12 protein-coding genes are annotated in these 18,787 nt (G+C 67.2%); 4 read left to right on the forward strand and 8 right to left on the reverse strand.

Going from position 1 to position 18,787, the window contains the following annotated elements; translation table 11 throughout:
- Complete coding sequence (locus WMF45_RS46720; protein ID WP_437713319.1) at nt 1-2,277, forward strand: hypothetical protein; 2,277 nt, start codon at nt 1-3, stop codon at nt 2,275-2,277.
- A gap of 81 nt (nt 2,278-2,358) precedes the next feature.
- On the opposite strand, the gene WMF45_RS46725 is transcribed toward WMF45_RS46720, so the two are convergent.
- The 3 genes from WMF45_RS46725 to WMF45_RS46735 all read right to left on the reverse strand — a co-directional run bounded on the left by WMF45_RS46725 (nt 2,359) and on the right by WMF45_RS46735 (nt 5,608).
- Complete coding sequence (locus WMF45_RS46725) at nt 2,359-3,243, reverse strand: hypothetical protein (RefSeq protein ID WP_437713321.1); 885 nt, start codon at nt 3,241-3,243, stop codon at nt 2,359-2,361.
- Between the two features lie 486 nt (nt 3,244-3,729).
- On the reverse strand, nt 3,730-4,149 hold the full coding sequence (locus WMF45_RS46730; RefSeq protein ID WP_437713323.1) for a hypothetical protein: 420 nt from the start codon (nt 4,147-4,149) through the stop codon (nt 3,730-3,732).
- A gap of 550 nt (nt 4,150-4,699) precedes the next feature.
- Nucleotides 4,700-5,608 (reverse strand): hypothetical protein, encoded by a 909-nt coding sequence (locus tag WMF45_RS46735; protein WP_437713324.1) that lies wholly within the window; start codon nt 5,606-5,608, stop codon nt 4,700-4,702.
- Between the two features lie 730 nt (nt 5,609-6,338).
- Between WMF45_RS46735 and WMF45_RS46740 the strand changes: the two genes are divergently transcribed.
- Nucleotides 6,339-6,929 (forward strand): hypothetical protein, encoded by a 591-nt coding sequence (locus tag WMF45_RS46740; protein ID WP_437713326.1) that lies wholly within the window; start codon nt 6,339-6,341, stop codon nt 6,927-6,929.
- 309 nt (nt 6,930-7,238) lie between these two features.
- Here WMF45_RS46740 and WMF45_RS46745 read toward each other — a convergent pair whose 3' ends face one another.
- The 4 genes from WMF45_RS46745 to hsdR all read right to left on the reverse strand — a co-directional run bounded on the left by WMF45_RS46745 (nt 7,239) and on the right by hsdR (nt 15,499).
- Entirely contained in the window at nt 7,239-8,297 is a 1,059-nt protein-coding gene (locus tag WMF45_RS46745; RefSeq protein WP_437713328.1) for a hypothetical protein, read from the reverse strand.
- A gap of 686 nt (nt 8,298-8,983) precedes the next feature.
- Nucleotides 8,984-10,624 carry a restriction endonuclease subunit S gene (locus WMF45_RS46750; RefSeq protein WP_437713330.1) on the reverse strand — a complete coding sequence of 547 codons (1,641 nt, stop codon included), beginning with the start codon at nt 10,622-10,624 and terminating at the stop codon, nt 8,984-8,986.
- A complete protein-coding gene (locus tag WMF45_RS46755; protein WP_437713331.1) occupies nt 10,621-12,048 on the reverse strand; it encodes an N-6 DNA methylase in 1,428 nt (475 codons plus the stop codon). Before WMF45_RS46755 ends, WMF45_RS46750 begins: the two co-directional genes overlap by 4 nt.
- Nucleotides 12,049-12,073: 25 nt before the next feature.
- Nucleotides 12,074-15,499, reverse strand: coding sequence for a type I restriction-modification system endonuclease (gene hsdR / locus WMF45_RS46760; RefSeq protein ID WP_437719657.1), 3,426 nt, complete (start codon nt 15,497-15,499; stop codon nt 12,074-12,076).
- 734 nt (nt 15,500-16,233) lie between these two features.
- Here hsdR and WMF45_RS46765 point away from each other — a divergent pair.
- Nucleotides 16,234-16,614, forward strand: a complete 381-nt coding sequence (locus tag WMF45_RS46765; protein ID WP_437713333.1) for a hypothetical protein — start codon at nt 16,234-16,236, stop codon at nt 16,612-16,614.
- Here the strand turns inward: WMF45_RS46765 and WMF45_RS46770 are convergent.
- Nucleotides 16,580-17,044 carry a hypothetical protein gene (locus WMF45_RS46770; RefSeq protein WP_437713335.1) on the reverse strand — a complete coding sequence of 155 codons (465 nt, stop codon included), beginning with the start codon at nt 17,042-17,044 and terminating at the stop codon, nt 16,580-16,582. The two genes, WMF45_RS46765 and WMF45_RS46770, sit on opposite strands and share 35 nt — an antisense overlap.
- A 636-nt stretch (nt 17,045-17,680) precedes the next feature.
- On the opposite strand from WMF45_RS46770, the gene WMF45_RS46775 reads away from it, so the two are divergent.
- Nucleotides 17,681-18,775: a PEGA domain-containing protein gene (locus tag WMF45_RS46775; protein ID WP_437713336.1), complete on the forward strand. Its 1,095-nt coding sequence runs from the start codon at nt 17,681-17,683 to the stop codon at nt 18,773-18,775.
- The last annotated feature ends 12 nt before the right edge of the window (nt 18,776-18,787 follow it).

Below are 18,787 nucleotides of genomic sequence, written 5' to 3' on the forward strand. Positions count from 1 at the left end.
ATGGGTCGGCCTGACGAGGACCCGAGCGCCGCGGAACCCGACGCGGCGCTCGGACGTGGCGCGGGCGCGCCGCCCGGTGAGGGCGCGTCGAGAGAAGATGTGCCGCCCGGCGAGGGCGCGCCGACAGGGGATGTTCCGCCCGGCGAGGGCGCGCCGACAGGGGATGTTCCGCCCGGCGAGGGCGCGCCGACAGGGGATGTTCCGCCCGGCGAGGGCGAGCCGCGGGAGAGCGCGCCGCGCGGTGAGGGCGCGCCGCGAGCGCCCGAGGGCGGGGCTCCAAAGCGTCCGGCCGAGGGGCGTCTCCGGCGCGTGGGGCGCTGGATCAAGGAGCGTTACTGCACCATCGATGTCCGCACGCTCGGCCTGTTCAGGCTGGTGCTCGGCTTCCTCCTCTCGGCCGACTGCGTGCGGCACTGGGCCGAGGCGAGCTGGATCTACAGCAACGACGGGGTGCTCACCAACCACTATCACCTCTTCCATCCGAGCAGCGGATACAACTTCAGCCTGTATCACGCGTTCTCGTCGACGGCAGAGGTCCACGTCGCGTTCGCGCTCTCGCTCTTCTGCTTCCTCTGCTACTTCGTCGGATGGAACACGCGGCTGTTCTCGATCCTGTCGTTCGTGCTCGTGGTGAGCAGGGACAACCGGATCGTCATGATCGAGAACGGCGGCTATGTCGTCGTGAACATCATCGCCTGCTGGGCCATGTTCATGCCGACCGGCAGGCGCTTCTCCGTCGACGCGCTGATCCGCTCGTACCGCGAGCGGCGGGAGCGGACGGCCGCCGATCTCGCGGATCGGAGGCGCCCCGAGTGGGCCGAGCGGCCGTACGTCTCGGGGATCGTGCTCCTCGCGATCCTGAACCTGGCGACCATCTATTATTTCAACGTCGTCAACAAGTCGGGCCAGATCTGGCGTCGCGGCGAGACGGTGCATTACGTCTTGCACCTCGATCGCATGGTGACCGGTATCGCCGTCCTCGCGCGGGAGCTCATCCCTTTCTGGGCGATGAAGGGGCTCACCTGGGGCGTGCTTGTGCTCGAGGCGCTGCTCATCACGTGGATCCTCTCGCCCTATGGCCGCCGCTTCACGCGGGCGCTCGCGATGGGGGGGATGTGGGCCCTGCACGGGACGTTCGGGGTGATGATGCGCCTCGGCCCGTTCTCGTGGTTCATGATCGCCTGGTCGTTCCTGCTGCCCACGGCGCAGCACTGGGACGCGCTCGCGCGCTGGTATCGCCGCCGCGCGGAGCCCCGGGTCGTCGTTTATGACGGCGATTCACCGCTCGCGTTCGCGCTCATGCGGTTCCTTGTCCGGCTCGATGCGCTGGAGCTCCTCCGGTTCGAGGAGGCGCGCGCTGTCCCGGCGGGCGGCGCGGAGGCGGCCGGGGGAGGGGAGCCCCGGCCGGAGCTCTTCGAGGTGCGCGACGCGAGCGACCCGGCGGATGGGCGGGTGTTCCGCGGTGCGGCGGCGCTGCGCGAGATCGTGCAGGCGCTCCCTGGAGGTCGCTTTGCCTGGCCGTTCGTCTGGGTGCTGGCCCTCGGCGCGCCGGGCGCGCTGCTCGGGGTCGTCTCGAGGCGGCGCGACGGGATCGCGCGGTATTTCGGGCTGGATCGGGCGCCGCGCGGGAAGGCAGCGTGCGTGGCGGAGAGCCCGTCGCCGCTCGCGGAGCGCTTCGCCCGCGGGAGGACGATCGCGCGGGAGGCGCTTGTCGCGTACCTCGGGCTCTGCGCGGTGAGCCAGGCCATCAACGAGAACAAGAGCGTTCCGGCGTTCCTCAAGCACACTCAGCCGAGCTTCGTGCAGGCGACGATCGTGTATCCGCGCATCCTCCAGGGGTGGGGGATGTTCGCGCCGAACCCGATCACGGAGGACGGGTCGATCAGCGTGGACGCGATCACGGTCGACGGCCGGCATGTGGATCCGTTCACCGGGCTCCCGCCGGATCTGAACCTCTCCGACGCGCGGGGGCTGGGGCTCGGGCAGATCCAGCAGGACTATTTCAACCGGATCCGGCTCGACCGGAACAAGGCGTTTCGCAAGCCGGGCCTCCAGGACTACCTGCTCAGGTACCATGAGCGGACCGGGCGGCCGGAGGACGAGATAGTGGCGCTCGACGTGTACTGGGTGCGAGATCAGTGCCCGAAGCCGGGGGAGCGCGCGCCGTACAAGAACGAGGCGATCCCGATCCTGTCGTACCGGAAGCCGGGATATCGTCCGCGCCCGGGGCTGCCGGCCCTGCCGCCGCCGCTCAAGGAAGCGAGCGCGGAGAAATAGGGGCGTGCAGGGGACACCCTGCATCGCCGTCTGGCGACAGGGGCGGCGCGCTCGGCTGCTCCTGGGGCCCGGGGCGTCGGTTCAGGAGCCCGTCGTGGCGAGGAGCTCCCTGGCGTCGCTGATCACGGCGGCGCGGCGGATCCAGCGATCCAGCTCGTCGATGTCGGTGCTCGCGAGGACGCGTTCCCGCACCTCGGCGGGGACCTCGAGCCCGCGGGCCTCGAGGAAGGCGAGCACGTCGTGCGCTTTGGCGTCGACGATTCCCTCCTGCCGACCTTTCGCTACGTAGCCGCGCGCGAATTCGCTCTGAAACTGGTAACCGCTCTTCATCATCGCCTCCAACTTGCGCCTCGCCGCTGCGTTCAGCGAGGATAGCACCAGGTCCCCGTAGACGGCTCGGCGCTCCTCATCGAGCTCGTCCGCCGCCCCCGAAAAAAAGGCCATGCCGATCGCTTCGGCCACCTCGCTCTGCCCGTGCGCCATGGCCGAGAGCACGACCGCCTCGGGCGCCGCCTTCGCTTGCTCGGCGTCGGTGACGACCGGGACGCCCTGGGGCCCGAGCACCAGCGGCGTCAGCGTCCATCCGGGATGACCCGTATCGATCGGCCGCGCGCTCCACCGCGCCATCTTCGCGTTGATCGTCACGACCAGCAGCCGGGTCGGGCAGCGGTGCCTGGCGCGCGTCTGCGTGACGTACACGGGCCAGACGTAGGGCTTGTCCGGGTCCACGCCGAGCTGGACCTCGACCACGATGGCCATCGCGGGCTGCTGCTCGCCGACCAGCAGCACGACGACGACATCCGCCCGGCGATCCGAGGGCACGAGCTCGGTGAGGTCGGAGGACTCGACGCGCGCCTCCGTGAAGGTCGGGACCGGATGGCCGAGCGCGTCGTGCAGCATCTCGGCGGCGAGCGTCGGCCGGTTCTTGAACAGCTCAACCAGGGCTTCATGGGTCACTGAGGGCATCGGGTCTTCTCATGAGTGGTTGCAATCATGCTGAATTGAGGCGGCGCGCCAGGCTCATGCGGTGAAGTCCGCAGGGGCCGAGCAGCGTCCTCCCACTCATGAATTCCGGAGAGCTCCTCGGGGTCATCACGCCATGTGACCCACGTCGCCCCCAACGGTCATGGCACGGGGCTGAACGAGAGGGCAGAGCGCTCGGGCGCACGAGCGGAATCAAGCTCTCGACGGTCGCCAACGCCGTACCGATGCCTCGGACATGGCGTCCGGTGTGGCTCTTGTGTAGCTGGCCCTCCGATTCCGCTCCGGCCTGGACACCCGGCGCCTTCACTCGGACGACATGGCAAGAGCGGTGTGTTTTCGTTCTGAAAAGCTACCGCCACTGTCGTCGGCGCTGAAGGAGGTGAGGGCGGAGAAGTAGGATGGTGCCCGGCCGGCCTGCCATCGCCTGCCAGGACAGAAGCAGCGCGCTTGTCCGCTCCTGGGGCGCTCTCAGGAGTCGGTCGTGGCGAGGAGCTCCCGGGCGTCGCCGATGGTTGCGGCACGGCGGATCCAGCGGTCCAGCTCGTCGAGGTCAGTGCTCGCGAGGACGCGTTCCCGCACCTCGGTGGGGAGCTCCAGCCCGCGGGCCTCGAGGACGGCTTGCACGGCCTGCGCCTTGGCTTCGAGGCTTCCCGCCTGCCGACCTTTCGCTACGTAGCCGCGCGCGAATTCGCTCTGAAATTGATAACCGCTCTTCATCATCGCCTCCAACTTCCGCCTCGCCGCAGCGTTCAGCGAGGATAGCACCAGATCCCCGTAGACGGCCCGGTGCTCCTCATCGAGCCTCTCCGCCGCCCCCGAAAAGAAGGCCACACCGATGGCTTCGGCCGCCTCGCTCTGTCCGTGCGCCATCGCCGAGAGCACGGCCACCTCGGGCGCCGCGAGTGGTTGCAATCATGCTGGATCTGGGCGGCGCGCCAGGCTCGTGCGGTTGGGCTTGCAGGAGCCGAGCGGCGTCCTCCCATTCATGAATTCCGGGCAGCTCCGTGAGGTCATCACGCCGTGTGACCCGCGTGTGCGCCGACGGTCATGGCACGGGGCTCAACGAGAGGGGAGGGCGCTCGGGCGCACGAGCGGAATCAAGCCCTCAATGGTCGCCAACGCCGTACCGATGCCTCGGACATGGCGTCCGGTGTGGCTCTTGCGTAGCTGGCCCTCCGATTCAGCTCCGGCTTGGACACCCGGCGCCTTTCATGCGGACGACATGGCGAGAGCGGTGTGTTTTCGTTCTGAAAAGCGAGACGAGCCCGGTCGTGACGTGCCGGAAGCCGCGGTATCGGCCGCGCCCGGGGCTGATGGCGTTGCCGCCGGTGCTCAGGGAAGCGAGCGCGGAGAAGTGGGGAGAGCAGGGGGCACCCTGCATCGCCGCCCAGCGATAGGGGCAGCGCGCTCGGCTGCTCCTGGGGCCCCGGGTGTCGGTTCAGGAGTCGGTCGTGGCGAGGAGCTCCTGGGCGTCGCTGATCACGGCGGCGCGGCGGATCCAGCGGTCCAGCTCGTCGAGGTCGGTGCTCGCGAGGACGCGTTCCCGGACCTCGGCGGGGACCTCTAGCCCGCGTGCCTCAAGGATGGCGAGCACGTCGCGCGCCCTGGCTTCGAGGATTCCCTCCAGCCGCCCCTGCTCCCGGCCCTTCTCCACGCCTTTGGCCACGTAGCTGCGTGCGAACTCGCTCTGAAATTCGTAACCGCTCTTCATCATCGCCTCCAACTTCCGCCTCGCCGCTGCGTTCAGCGAGGATAGCACCAGATCCCCGTAGACGGCCCGGCGCTCCTCATCGAGCCCGGCCGCCGCCGCGAAGAAAGCCTCGCCGATCGCCTCCGCCGCCTCGCTCTGTCCGTGCGCCATGGCCGAGAGCACGGCCACCTCGGGCGCCGCCTTCGCCTGCTCGGCGTCGGTGACGACCGGGACGCGCTGGGGCCCGAGCACCAGCGGCGTCAGCGTCCAGCCAGGGTGGCCCGTGTCGATTGGCCGCGCGCTCCAGCGCGCCATCGCCGCGTTGATGGTCACGACCAGCAGTCCGGTCGGGCAGCGGTGCCGTGCGCGCGTCTGGGTGACGTACACGGGCCAGACGTAGGGCTTGTCCGGGTCCACGCCGAGCTGGACCTCGACCACGATGGCCATCGCGGGCTGCTGCTGCTCGCCGACCAGCAGCACGACGACGACGTCCGCGCGGCGGTCGGAGGGCACGATCTCGGTGAAATCGGAGGACTCGACGCGCGCCTCCGTGAAGGTCGGGACCGGATGGCCGAGCGCGTCGCGCAGCATCTCGGCGGCGAGCGTCGGCCGGTTCTTGAACAGCTCCACCAGAGCTTCATGGGTCACTGAGGGCATGGCGTGGTCTCACGAGTGGTTGCAATCATGCTGGATATGCGTGGCGCGCCAGGCTCATGCAGTGGAACCCGCAGGAGCCGAGCAGCGTCCTCCCACTCATGAATTCCGGGGAGCTCCTCGGGGTCATCACGCCATGTGACCCGCGTGTGCGCCGACGGTCAGGGCAGGGGGCGGCTGCACGTGGGGGCTCTCGGATACACGAGCGGAATCAGGCCGTTGCCTCCGGTGCTCAGGAAGGCGAACGCGACGAGGTTGGCCGGCGCATGGGCCACTGCCGTGGAGGGGGAGTGGTGGCCGCCACCCGCCATGGCGCCGCCATCCTTGAGTCGGCACTGTCACCGAGTTTTCTCGTCGTTTCGTGCCGGCATGGGGGGTGCTCAAGGTCGAACGTCATGCCGACGCTCGAGCACAACGCCCTCGTCGAGATCTTCCGTGAGCACCCGGAGCTCGCGCCCCGCTTGCTCGCGACGCTCTTCCACGCCGAGGTGCCGCCGCACACCTCGGTCGCGGTTGTCGAGTCGTCGCTCGAGCAGCTCATTCCGGTGGAGTTCCGCGCTGACCTCGTGCTCGAGCTTCGAGAGGCGAGCGGCACGCTCGTTCTGGCGATCGTCGTCGAGGTCCAGCGCGACGTGGATCCGGACAAGAAGTTCTCATGGCCGACGTACGTCACGGTCGTGCGCGCCAGGAGGCGCTGCGGCACGGTCGTCCTCGTTGTCGCACCGGACGCCGCGTGGCCGTCTGGGCGGCGGAGACCATCGACCTCGGCCTGGGCCGCGGCAACGTCGAGCCGCTGGTGCTCGGTCCGGCCGTTGTCCCCGAGATCACCGACCCTGCCGAGGCCGAGAAGGAGGCGGAGCTCGCCGTGCTGTCGGCGGTGGCGCACGGCAACGGGCCGAACGGGCTCACCGTGGTTCAGGCGGCGCTCGTTGCCCTGGGTCGGCTCGACCAGGAGCACGCGATGGTCTACTTTCAGGTCATCTGGAACGGGTTGCGTGAGCCCATGCGGCGGGCTCTGGAGGCGTTGGTCATGGAACGGCAGATCGAAGGCGAGGCGACGTTGCCCCCGTTCGTGCAGAAGCTCATCGATCGCGGCAAGCTCGAGGGCCTCCGCGAGGGCGAGCTCAAGGGCATGCGTGAGGGGAAGCTCGAAGGGAAGCTCGAAGGCAAGAGGGACACCCTGCTTCGGTTGCTCGCGCGGGCCGGGATCGTGCTCAGCGAGAGCGAGAGAGCGCGCGTCCAGGCATGCACGGACATGGGGACCCTCGACCGCTGGATCGATAACGTCCTTGGGGCGACGACGGCCATCGACGTGCTCTCGTGACGGTTGACGGATGCGGCCGATCGGGCTGGCGATGAATCAGATGGGCTTTGCCCGATGATGATCGCCGGGCCGATGGGCGCTCCCGGCCGCCGCCGTGATGGCCGGCCCTTCTTGCCGCGGAGGCTGCAAAAGGCATCTTACTGCGCCCGGGGCCAGGAGTGGGAGCACGGCCGCCGGTGTGCAGTGTCGGTGATCATCGCGTCCCGCGTCGGGCCGGCGAAGATCGCGGCCACGTGTTCGCCGGTGTTCACCGTTCACCGCTGGCGCCTGCGCCGATCCGGGCCGCGCTGGCCGGAGCCGCTGCACCCCTCATAGCCGAGCGAGCCGTCCGTCTTGGAGCAATATCCAGGGGGAGGAAGGTGCATACGCCTCGGTCCCGGCGATGGGCAGGCTTGGCGCATCCGTGAGCTGTTCGAGCCCCTCGTCGCGGAGTCGGATGCCACCTTCGGTGAGGCGGTAGACGAACGGCTTCATCACCTCGCCAGGATTCGGGCCAGGCGCGCGCTCTACGAATGCGCTCGAATCGTGCCTCGCCCATTGGGACAGACGATCTTCCAGGAACAGGTCGCCTGTACAGGAGAGAATTTCTCGCAAGTCCAGTCCAGATTGCGACCTGTCGCAGAACACGGACACGTCAGTCTTGTAATTCTCTCCCGAAAGGATGGTCAGGATGAGCTCGTCGAATCGGCTGAGGCGCAGGGCGCCTTCCGTGGTCCTTCTCGGAAAAAAGCATGACAGAAGCTCCCACAAGGGGGCAAGCTCTGGGAACCCTTCGACGCCAGCCATGCAGCTTTCGACGAAGGCCAAGGGATCCTCATCGGTGTAGCTTTCCCAGAGGCGAACGGCACGGTCGTAGCGCTCCGCTGGCCAAGGGCACGATTCGTCGAGACGATCCAGAAGAACCTTGTCCAAATGGTCCGCTACCGATGCGGAGCAGTTGAACCGCGGAACGATCGGCGGCTCTGGAGGACTCGTCCTTGTGCCGTACACAAACTCGAACTCGGCGACGATGACGTCACTGCATGCGATCCCAATGTGCCTCAACCAGCTACAGGCCCTCCATAGGTTCACTCGCTCGTGGAGGCTCACTGATACCCACAAGACGACGGGCAGCTCCCAGCGAACATCCGGAGAGTAGAGCCGATCCCACTTTTCACCAGAATCATCCCTATCGGAGCGGTCTTCAGAACGGGACAACCACGTCTCGCGGAGCCGGTCATGTTCTACGGCATCCCGGCGGCTCGGTCCGATGACAAGACAGTCTGACGCACGCACGACGTTGGTAGCACCGAGCTGAACCAGGCGGTCTGCTGTTGGCGGATCAAAGGCGACGTGTGTCGCATCAAGAAGCATAGGGGCGTCCGTCATGCTCAATTAAATCCACAGTCATAGCACTCACTGTATTTGTAGGGACGTTTGTCCTGGCAATCTTCGCGGCAGTAATCACAAAGACTCCTGTGGCCAATCGGGCGCGTGCACCGCCGCCCCATGTCCCTGCATTTTCGTACATCTCGGTACATTCGTGAACGGGCGTGCACCCTGCCATTAACGCGGACGAGTCGCTGCGCACGTCTTCGCTTCCGCCTTCGTCTTCTTCGCCGTTACTTGGGAAATCTCCCGCCCCTGCGGATTCTGTCGGGTATCCAGCACCCGCGCTTCCCGGCTCCACTGTGTCGCAAGTGTAGGACAAGTCGCATGCCGACACGAGCATCGCTGCGAGCCCGCCGCACGATACGAGCGCGCTCGCCTTCTTCAAGCCGTCTCCCATGTTTTCCTCCGCTTTCCGGATGCGCGCACCGTTCTCCCACTGGAAGGCGACGTCAACAGGTTGTCTACATCACGACCATGTTGATGCGGTGGTGCGTACGAATCTGGTGCGGTCGGCCGCATGTCGCGCGCGGGCTACTTGCTGGCCATTGCGAAGGCTGAGCGCTCCCGGTCGCGGCGGTAACGGTGAATCCATTCGCCAGGCGAGGCTACCGGATGCCTCTCACTGCGCCCGCTGCCAGGGGGAGGAGTACGGCCGCCGGTAGTGCGGCACCGGGAACTGCTTGCTACCCGCGCGAACGCGCCGACGCTTGGCTTCGGCGGCTTGCAGGGGACTTCCTTCCTGGAACGGCGGAGGCGGACGGGGAAGGGGCCGGGGATGCAGCGGTGCGGCGGCGGCCGGCGCCGTTGGTGGTCTTGGCGTTCTGCTCGCGCTCGGCGCGGAGGCGCTCGAGGAGGACGGAGGCGGGCTCGTCATTCGGGTCCTGGGGGACGAGCTCGCCGCGGAATGCCTTATCGAGGGTGGCACGGTCGAGTTCATTAGTCTGGCTGGCAAGCTCACTCACGAGCCTTTCAACCCTACGCACAGAACCAACGGCATGGTTGATGCGGCGAAGCATCTCCTTCAGTTCCGCGCGAGGCGCAATGGGAATTGCGAGTGATCGAAGTTTGGTTCCGTTTACGTTGGCCTGGCCTACCTGCTGACTAACGACGGAAGTGACCCAATTACGACCATGCGGTCCATTGATGAACCAGCTGACAATCTCGGGTGGAACCTCGATAATTCGCATCCGGATGAGGTACGAAGCGAAGGAGCATGTCTCCGGATGCCCCGTGTAGACAGCAGTCTTTCCAACAAGCTCTGGACTATTTGTCCGATTAAAAAGAACGTCTCCAGGATCCAGGAGGAGACCGGGAAACTCTTCGTGGTCCGCAGGAAGGTATTTCAACTCGGAAGTGTCAAGCTGGCCACTAACGATGTTCCCCATGCGAAGGACTGCAACTCCGCTTGGATTGTCGCTCGTCTTCGCCGATGTCCCGTACTGTATTGTCTCTGTGAGCTGATCGACCGTTGCCCAGCACCACCCTTCCGGTAGCTCGGGCAGATCGCTCGCGTCCACCGGCGCCGGCTCTTCGTACTTCTCCTTCCACCGGTCGTCCCCCGGCACTTTCCCCTTCGCCCGCATCTTGGCGAGCTCCGCTTCCTCCCACCGCCGCCGCCGCTCGGCGCGGATGCGCTTGAGCAGCTCCTCGGCCGGCTCCACGTCGGGGTTCTTCTCCCGCCAGTCTGCCGTGAGATCGCCGCGGAAGGCGGCTGCGAGCACGGACTGGCGGAGGCGCTCGAGGAGCGCGGGGATGGCGTCGAGCGCTTCCTTGGCGCGGCGGCTTTTAGCGGTGAGGGCGTCGATCTTGGCGACGATGCGGCGCTGCTCTAGGGCCGGAGCTAACGGGATGCGTAAGGTCCGCATATCAGCCATGTTGATCCGCAATCGGCCGATCCCGTGTGCCGCCTCCTCCGCTCGCTTACGGCCATCCGGCGAGTTGAGGCAATGCATCACATATCGACGATCGAGTTCGCTATCGACTTTCAATCGGACACAGTCGGCTTTGACAACAGCCTTGCCGAGGCTGGCTGGCACCTCGACGCAGCGCCCTACAGGCTCGGCAAGCGCCGCGATGACGAGGTCACCGGGAAACACCTCGTGTTTCTTAAGCGCCTCATACTTGGATTCCGATATGTGTGCCCGATCGAAGTCAAGGAATTCGCCGGCTCCGAGATTACCTAGTCGGATTACGCGAACCCCGTGTGTGACATAGTCCGATGTCTTGAGATTACTGCCGAACGGCCCATCGGTCATGGCGTTGGGCTCTGACGCTGCAATCTCCTGGAGTGTTGGCCATGCCCATCCATCCGGCAGCTCACTCATGTCTCCACCCCCAGCTCTGTCCGCAGGGCCTCCATCTCCTCCATCACCACCCTGAGCTTCTCCAGGATCTCCGACGCGACTTCATCTGGCTCCGGTAGATCATCCACTCCGTGCACGCCCGCATCCTTGAGCCAGCTTATATCGAGATTTTCCCCCCGCCCCTTGATCTCCTCCCGCGTGAACTTGCGGAACCGCCCCTCCTCCCCCTGGTCCTTCCGCCGGCTCTTCCCGTACGGGTCGCTCCCGAACGCCTTCTCGAACTCCGCGAAGTGCTCCTGCCCGAGCGGCGTCCGCTTCCCGAACGACGGCATGTTCGCCCGCAAATCATAGACCCACACCGCCCGGGTGTTCCCCTTGTCCTTCTTCTCTTCCCCGCGCGTGAAGAACAGCACGTTCGTCTTCACCCCCTGCGCGTAGAAGATCCCCGTCGGCAGCCGCAGGATCGTGTGCAGATCGCACTTGTTCATCAAGTCGGCCCGGATCTGCGCCCCGGTGTTCTCCTCGAAGAGCACGTTGTCCGGCAGCACCACCGCGGCCCGCCCACCCGGCTTCAACCCTCGATAGATATGCTGCAAGAACGCGAGCTGCTTGTTCGAGGTCGGATACGTGAAGTCCTTCCGCGACGGCAGCCCGCCCCCCTTCTTCGTCCCGAAGGGCGGGTTCGTCAGGATCACATCCGCAGGCAAGAGCCCCTCACTGTCGGAAGCGAGCGTGTCCCCGCGCAGCAGGTTCCCCTCGATGCCGTGAAGCATCAGGTTCATCAGCGCCAGCCGGTGCGTGTCCTCCACCAGCTCGATGCCGTAAAACGCCTTCTTCTTCTGGAAGTCCTGCTCGCGCGCGGACAGGTCGTACAGGTTGTCGGTCGCCGCCTTGATGAGCCGATCCGCCGCGATCAGAAACCCCGCCGTCCCCGCCGCCGGGTCCTGTACCAGCTCCCCCGCCTTGGGCTGGACCAGCCGCACCATGCAGTCGATCAGCGGCCGCGGCGTGAAGTACTGCCCCGCCCCCGACTTCTTCTCGCTCGCGTTCCGCTCGAGCAGGTCCTCGTACATGTTGCCGAGGCCCTCCTCGCGCGCCGAGTACCAGTCGAGCCGCTCGATCTCCTTCACCAGCGTGCCCAGGTTCTTCGGCTGCTTGATCGACGTCTTGGCGTTGACGAAGATCGCCTGCACGCGCCCCGACGCCTCGGTGCCCAGGTGGAGCAGCGTGGCGCGGTAGAAGTTGAGCAGCCCGACTCCCTCCTTCGAAGCGAGGTCGTCCCAGCGATACCCCTTCGGCAGCTCCTTCTCCGTGCTCGTCTCCTTCGCCATCTTGAGGAAGAGCAGGTACGTCAGCTCGGTGAGGTACTCGTGGTAGGTAATGCCGTCGTCCCGCAGGACGTGGCACAGATCCCAGAGCTTGCGGACGATGTCAGCGGTCGTCATGGTCGGCGCTTTCCACCTACCACAGTCAGCCGGCCGCCTTCTCCCAGATCGCCTCCTTCAGGTCGCCCAGCACCTGATCGAGCTTCCCGTCGAAGATCTTGTCGATCCGCTGGAAGCCGCCGTCGGCCTGGAACTGCCCGCGATCGAGCGCCGCACGGTCCACGACCTCGTCCGCCTTGATCTGCTTGCCGATGCGCTCGAGCCACTTGCGCTGCACCGCTGTCCACGCGCGGCCCTGGCCGATCTTCGCCACGGCCCTGTCCACCCGCTCGCCATAGGGCACCAGCGGGTCGCCGAGCGCGGCGCGCCGGATGAAGCCCATGACGGACGCCGCGATGTCCGCGTTCGTCTTGTCCCGCCACGCGGTCCGCAGCATCGCCTCGCTGTAGCCCGCCCCGTCGAGCGCGAGCTTGAGCTCCCGCAGCTGCTCGCGGGTCAGCTCGCGCGGCCGCTGCGTGACCAGCACCAGCGCTGGCAGCGTGTTGAGGTGGTCGCGGAGATACAAAGCGAAGCCGTCGAGGTAATCGTCCGGCCGCGCCGCCTTGCCGTAGCCGTGACCCACCTCGATCACCCGGTCGACGTGCTCCGAGATGATCATCGGCCGGGCCGCCCCGAGCTTGTCGTCCAGGAGCGGGATGAGATACCCGTGCTGGGCGAAGAATGTCGCCGCCGCGTCCGGTGTCCCCGCCTTGAGGAGGCGCGCGACCTCGGCCGGCGACATCCCCGCGATGCCCTCGAACCGGGTGAGGCCCTCCCCCTTGAGCACCTGCCGCTTGCGCTGGAGCTTGGCGATGAGCTGCTCGAGCACCACCGCCCGCGCCTCGGCGTCAGTCACCGTCCCGAGCTCGTCCACGAGCTGCCGGAACGAGAAGCTCACGTCGTTCACCACCGCCGTCATCGAGGTGAGTTGCTCGAAGTTCTCGTACAGCGCCACCGCGTCGAAGATGCGAAAGCTCGCCTTCTCGATCTCCGGGCAGAGGCGCGTGGCCCGGCCGAGCATCTGCTCGTACAGGATGCGGCTCTTGACCTGCCGGAGGAAGACCAGGTTGCAGATCCTCGGGACGTCGACCCCGGTGGTGAGCAGATCCACGGTGACGACCACGCTGGGGAGGCGCTCGTTCTTGAAATGCCGGATGAGCTGCAGCGGGCGATCTACGCTGGCATGGCCGGTGATCTTGGCCACGGCGCCCTCCTCGACGCTGCCGTAGTGTGCGGCGAACGCCGCCTCCAGCCGCCTGACGACCAGATCGGCGTGAGCGTCGTTCACGCAGAAGATCAGGGTCTTGCCCGGGAGCGTCGGATCGATGTGCCTGGCGAGCTCGGCGCACACGACCTCGTTGAAGCTCTCGGTGATGACCTTGCTGTTGAAGCCGTCGAGCTCGATCTTCACCTCGTCCTCGACGTCGACAAGCTCCTCGGCGGCGGTGCGCGGGTCGAAGCGCCGCATCTTCTCGCCCTTCTTCCAGATCATCCCCTGCTTCGCGAGCTCGGTGACGATGGGCACCGGCGGCTCGTGGTCGACGAGGCAGCCGTCGATCACCGCCTCACGGTACGAGTAGAGGAAGACCGGCTTGCCGAAGATCTCCGCGGTGTGCGCCGCGGGCGTGGCCGTGAGGCCGATCTTCACCGCGTCGAAGTGATCGAGGACGCGCCGGTACCTGGAGACGTAGTCGTCGAGGTCGCGGAACCGGAGCTCGACGTCGCTCATCTCCTGATCGAGCGTGTACCCGCGGTGGCACTCGTCGACGATGATGCAGTCGTATTGATCGACCGGCGGGGCGTCGCCCTCCGCCTTCGGGTAGAGGACGCGCTTGACCATGCCCTGGATGGTCGCGACATGGAGCTTGGTGTCCGCGTCGGGCCGCACGTCGTCGAGCCCCTTGATGCCGTAGATCTCCGCGAACGTCTGCAGGTTCTCGAGCCGCGCGTCCTTGAGCGCGTCCACCGTCTGCTCCCCGAGCGCGCTCCGGTCGACGAGGAAGAGCACGCGCCGGAACCGCTGCGCCTTGATCAGCCGGTAGACGAGCCCGATGGCGGTGCGCGTCTTCCCCGTCCCCGTGGCCATCGCGACGAGGCACGCCCGCTGCCCGCTCTCGATCGCCGCCTCCACGGCCCGGATGGCGCGGATCTGATAATCGCGCAGGTCGAGATAGCCTGTGGGCTCGCTCCCCAGCTTCGCGTGGGCGGCGTCGATGTCCTGCTTGAAGAGCGCGACGAGCCCCTCGGGCGTGTACCAGCCCTGGAGCGCGCGAGAGAGGGTGGTCGAGCGCCGCGCGTCGCGGAACCAGATGCCGCTCTTGGTCTCGAGCTGCTTGAGGTACGATCGCCCGTTGGTGGCGAAGAGGAAAGGCACCTTGTGCACCCCACCCCACGGACCGCCTGCGAACCTGGCCTCGCCCTCCACCTTGAAGCCGCGGCTATAGCGGGTGGTCTGCTGCTTGAGCACGTTGGCCACATCCACGCTCATCTTCTTGGCCTCGACGACCGCGTACGCCTCGAGCCCGATGAACAGGGCGTAATCGACCGGGCCCGTCTGCGTCGGCCACTCGGCGATGGCGAGGTTCTTCCCCTTCTGCGGCCTCGTTCCCCGCTTGTAGTGCAGTTGCTCGGAGTCCGCTTCCCATCCGGCGTCGCGGAGCTGCTTGTCGATGAGCCGGCGGGTGGCGGCCTCGTCGAGGTGGATCGCCTGCGCGGCCTCGGCAGCGCAGTCGACCACCGCCTGAATGACGGCGGCGGGCGCCTGCGCGGCCTGCGCCTGGAGGGCGGCGAGCTCCGCGGCGAGCTGGGCCTTCTGGAGCTTGATGGCCTCGACGTCCTTCGCCCACTTCTGCTCCGCCTCGATGGCGAGGGCCTCCAAGATCACCCGATCTTCGGCCTCCTTCCGGGCGCGCTCCTCGGCCGTGAGCCGCTTCTTCGCCTCCTCCTCGATGGCGGCCCGGACGGCCTCGATATCGACCTTGCTCCTGGCCAGCTCTCCGCGCAGCCGCTCGAGCTCCGCGGCGAGCGCGGCGTCTTCCTTCGCCGGATCGGGGGGCGGCACGAAGGGGCCGGGGTCGAACTTCTTGTGGTTCCCGAACGAGCGCTGGAACCAGACGGCGAGCTCGCGCGCCATCTTGAGCTGGTGCAGCGCCTCGTGATGCCCGCCGCGGAGCTCGTGGGTCGCCTTGTTGCCGGCGACGCGCAGGTCGTGGAAGAGCTGCCGTGTGGTCGCGTCGAGCGCGCCCCGGTCGCGGAGGCGTTCGATCAGCGTGGCCTGGTTGTCTTCGGGCGACGCGTAGAGCCCGAGGCGCGCGGCGGCGCGCTGGGCGAGGATCTCGCCGAACTGCCGCAGCTTCACCAGGCAGGTGTTCGGGTCCTCGGCGAAGTAGCGCTCCGCGTGTGTCCCGAGCACGACGAGGCGCGGGTCGTGGTGGGCGAGAAACGCGAAATTGGGCGAGGCGGCAGGGGGCATGGGATCGAGCTCGCGCGTGGGTGGGGGGACCGTTCCATGGAACACCAGCCCGGGGTGCGGATGGAAGTGGAACGACCCGCCGTGCCGGGCGGTATCGCGCGAGGAGCAGACGTTCAGGTGCGCGCGGTTGACGCGCACTTCGAGCCGCTTCGATCAGAAACAACCGCGCTTGTCTCGGTGCAAGTCGTGCTCGGAGGATGTGCGCAGGCTGGCGACGACTTCGCGAGCCTCGGCCCGTCACAACCACAGTCCACCGAGGCGCACTCGACTCCAGACCGTGTTGGGGTTGTGGCCCAGCGCCGCGCCGATCTCTCTGCACGTAGTTCCCTGCGCCTTGAGGGCAAGGACGGCTCGGAACCTGGGACCCACGCGCCCGAGCCCGCGCAGCGCTTCCCGGGCCTCCATCTGCCCCAGCGGCGAGGGGGTGTGGTCTTGAACGAGGCTTCCCGCGTCCGGCACCAGGACCTCGTACCTCCGCCATGCGCGCGTCACGTAGTGTGAAGCGTGCCGCCCTTGGCCGGGTGGACGTCGGCGGTCCCGAGCTCCTGCCGCGCCTGGTTCGGCGACGCGGGCCGCGGTGCCGCCCCTCCGGCTCCAGAATGCGCACCGCGTGGCACCGTCACGCGCGGCTGACGTGGCCCCCTGCTTGCGTCGCCCGTACCATGCGAATGATTCCACCGGTTGCCGCCGTAATCTCTCTCCATGGAGTCGCTCTATGCGCTGCATCTTGTATCATGTACCCATCAGAAAGTGTCGATGAGACGGAGTTCGACACACCAACCAGCGAGCCAGAAGCTGACAATCTGACACTTGACGACGAAACGGAGGACGTTTCCACGACCGAGCCGGAGGCGATCGGCAGCTTCAAGATCGTCCACTGCAAGAGATATGAGCACGGCGCTGACTGCATGATGAAGTGCGCCGATGCAGGAATATCTTGTCAGGCCGGACGAAAACACCCGTACAAATCCAACGTCAAAACTGGACTACTGATGCAATGCAGAGGCCTCGGCGTGGCCACCAGCTGCTGGTACTATTACGAGAATGAAGACATATGCGTTTTCGTCGTAGGAGTTCCCGTTAAGTGCGGCTACGAGGGTGGAATTCCTGACTGAGAGCGCGCGCGCAGAACGCGGCTTTCCGCGCCGCGCGCTGCCAGTCCGGTCCGAACAGAGACTCCATGGATCGAAGAGCGAGCGGGCCGAGCTCGGGCGACCGCTCACCGCCCGAGAGCGCAGCGGAACCCAGTTCGCGGAGTCGCCGCATCCGCTCGATGTCTTCCGCGGTGATGGCCGTAGGCCCGTGCAGGCGACCGCGCATCTGCTCCACCATCGCCCCCTCGGCGGCGCTCAGGGTGTTTTCCCACGCCACGGGATCCACCTGGAGCTCGGCGTCGCCGTGCTCGATGGCGTCGGCGAGGATGCAGATGTAGCCGGCGGCGTAGAACGTGGCCATGGACGCCCAGTCGAGGAGATCCTCTTCGTCTTCGTCGAGCAGAGGCTCTTCGTCGTCGTCGTTGGTGAGGGGCTGATCCGGGTGAGGCATGCCCGGAGTCTAGTTCGGTCTTACGTGGGAAGGGGGCTGCGGCGTCGTCGAGTCGACGTCGATTTGCGTTGACACTCAGCACAGTCAACAAGATCGACATGGATCGACACCGAGCCACAATCGGATTTTCTTGACAAATGTGAAATCCGCTTCGGATCCACATCTCGCCGGAGTGCATCTCCAGTGGCGCACGCGCTCGAGCGCCTCGACGCCCGCGGTGCTGCGCTCGCCCGAGTGGCCATCGACCTGTCTGCGCCGTGCTCGCCCGCGTGGGGCTCAGCGCGCTCCCGAACTCGCCGCTGTCCATGCCCGTGGAGCCGCGCCGCGCACCAGGGCAACGAGGGATTACCGCTCTGTCTCTTGCGATGCGATCAGTCTGACAGGGCGCCGCGCCGTCCGCGCTCGCCTAGGTGGTCACATCCATGCCCGTCCAGATGATCCAGGCGCGAAAACAGGTGACCGAATCGACCGGCGCGACGAAGAACGGTGCGCCGGGGTGTGTCCGCAGGGGACGACACGTCGACGCGTCGGTCGGTTGCATTCCCGAGACGACGTCAAAATCGTCGTGCAAAAGCGCGGCGCCACGCGGGCGGGCACCGTTGCCGGACTGGCGACGTCGTTGATAAGGTGCCCTGGATGACGCGCTTGCGCTTGCGGTCGGTCCTGTTGAGGAGTTGCCTTCTCGGCGCGTTGATCAGCGCCACGGCGCTCTCGCGCGCGGCGCCGCCGCCCGGGGGCTCGCCGCCGGCGGCCGCGGCGCTGCGCCAGCAGGCGCGGATCGCCTTCTTCGGGCGGCGGTGGGCGGACGCCGAGGCGCGCTTCGAGGCCGCCCTGACGGCGCCCGACGCCGCCGGGATGACCGAGGTGCAGCTGGCCGAGGTGCTCGGGTATCTCGGGCTCTCCGAGCTGGAGCAGGGCAAGCACCGGGAGGCCGCCGAGCACCTGGGGGAGAGCCTCGATCACGATGCGGTCCTGAAAGAGACGCTCGTCCGCCGGTTCACGAGCGGGTTCAACAAGGCGCTGGAGCACGTCGGAAGGATCTACGTGGCTGCCGCCCCGCCCGACGCCGAGGTCCTCCTGGACGGGGAGCCGATCGGCACGGGGGCCACGGTCCTCGAGCTCTTCGTCGATCCGGGGACGTACACGCTCCGAGCCCGGCTGTCGGGCTACGGGGAGCTCTCGCAGCGGGTCGAGCTCGCCGCGGGGGCGACGGTCGGCGCGGCGCTGACGCTCTTGCCCGTGGTCGAGGCGCCCCCGCGCGTCCCCGAGCCGAGCGCGAAGGACATCCGACCGGTCGCGCCGGCCGCGGCCCCGGCGCCGGGGCTCTGGGCGTCGTGGCCGGGGGCGCTGCGGATCGCGGGGATCGCCGTCACGACGGCCGCCGTCTCGTCGGGGGCCGTCTTCATGCTCCGCGCGAGCGTGCTCGACGGCGACATCAGCGAGCGGATCGACGGCCTCAACCGCGATCCCGCGTGGACCTCGGACGCGTGCCGCGAATCGCCGCAGCCCTCCGCGTGCCCCGAGCTCCACCGCCTGCGCGAGCAGCGCGACAGGTCCGGCGTCCTCGGGACCGCCCTTGTCGCGACGGGGGCCGTCGTCGGCGCGGCGACTGCGGCGTCGTTCTTCATCGACTCCTCGTCCCCGCGATCGACGCCGGCGACGACCGCGCTCCGCGTCGTGCCGGTGACGACGGCGCACCAGATCGGCGTGATGGCGCTCGGGGCGTGGTGAGGGCATGGATGC

The sequence above is a fragment of the Sorangium sp. So ce448 genome (assembly GCF_051520915.1).
In the GTDB taxonomy this organism is placed as follows: domain Bacteria; phylum Myxococcota_A; class Polyangia; order Polyangiales; family Polyangiaceae; genus Sorangium; species Sorangium cellulosum_B.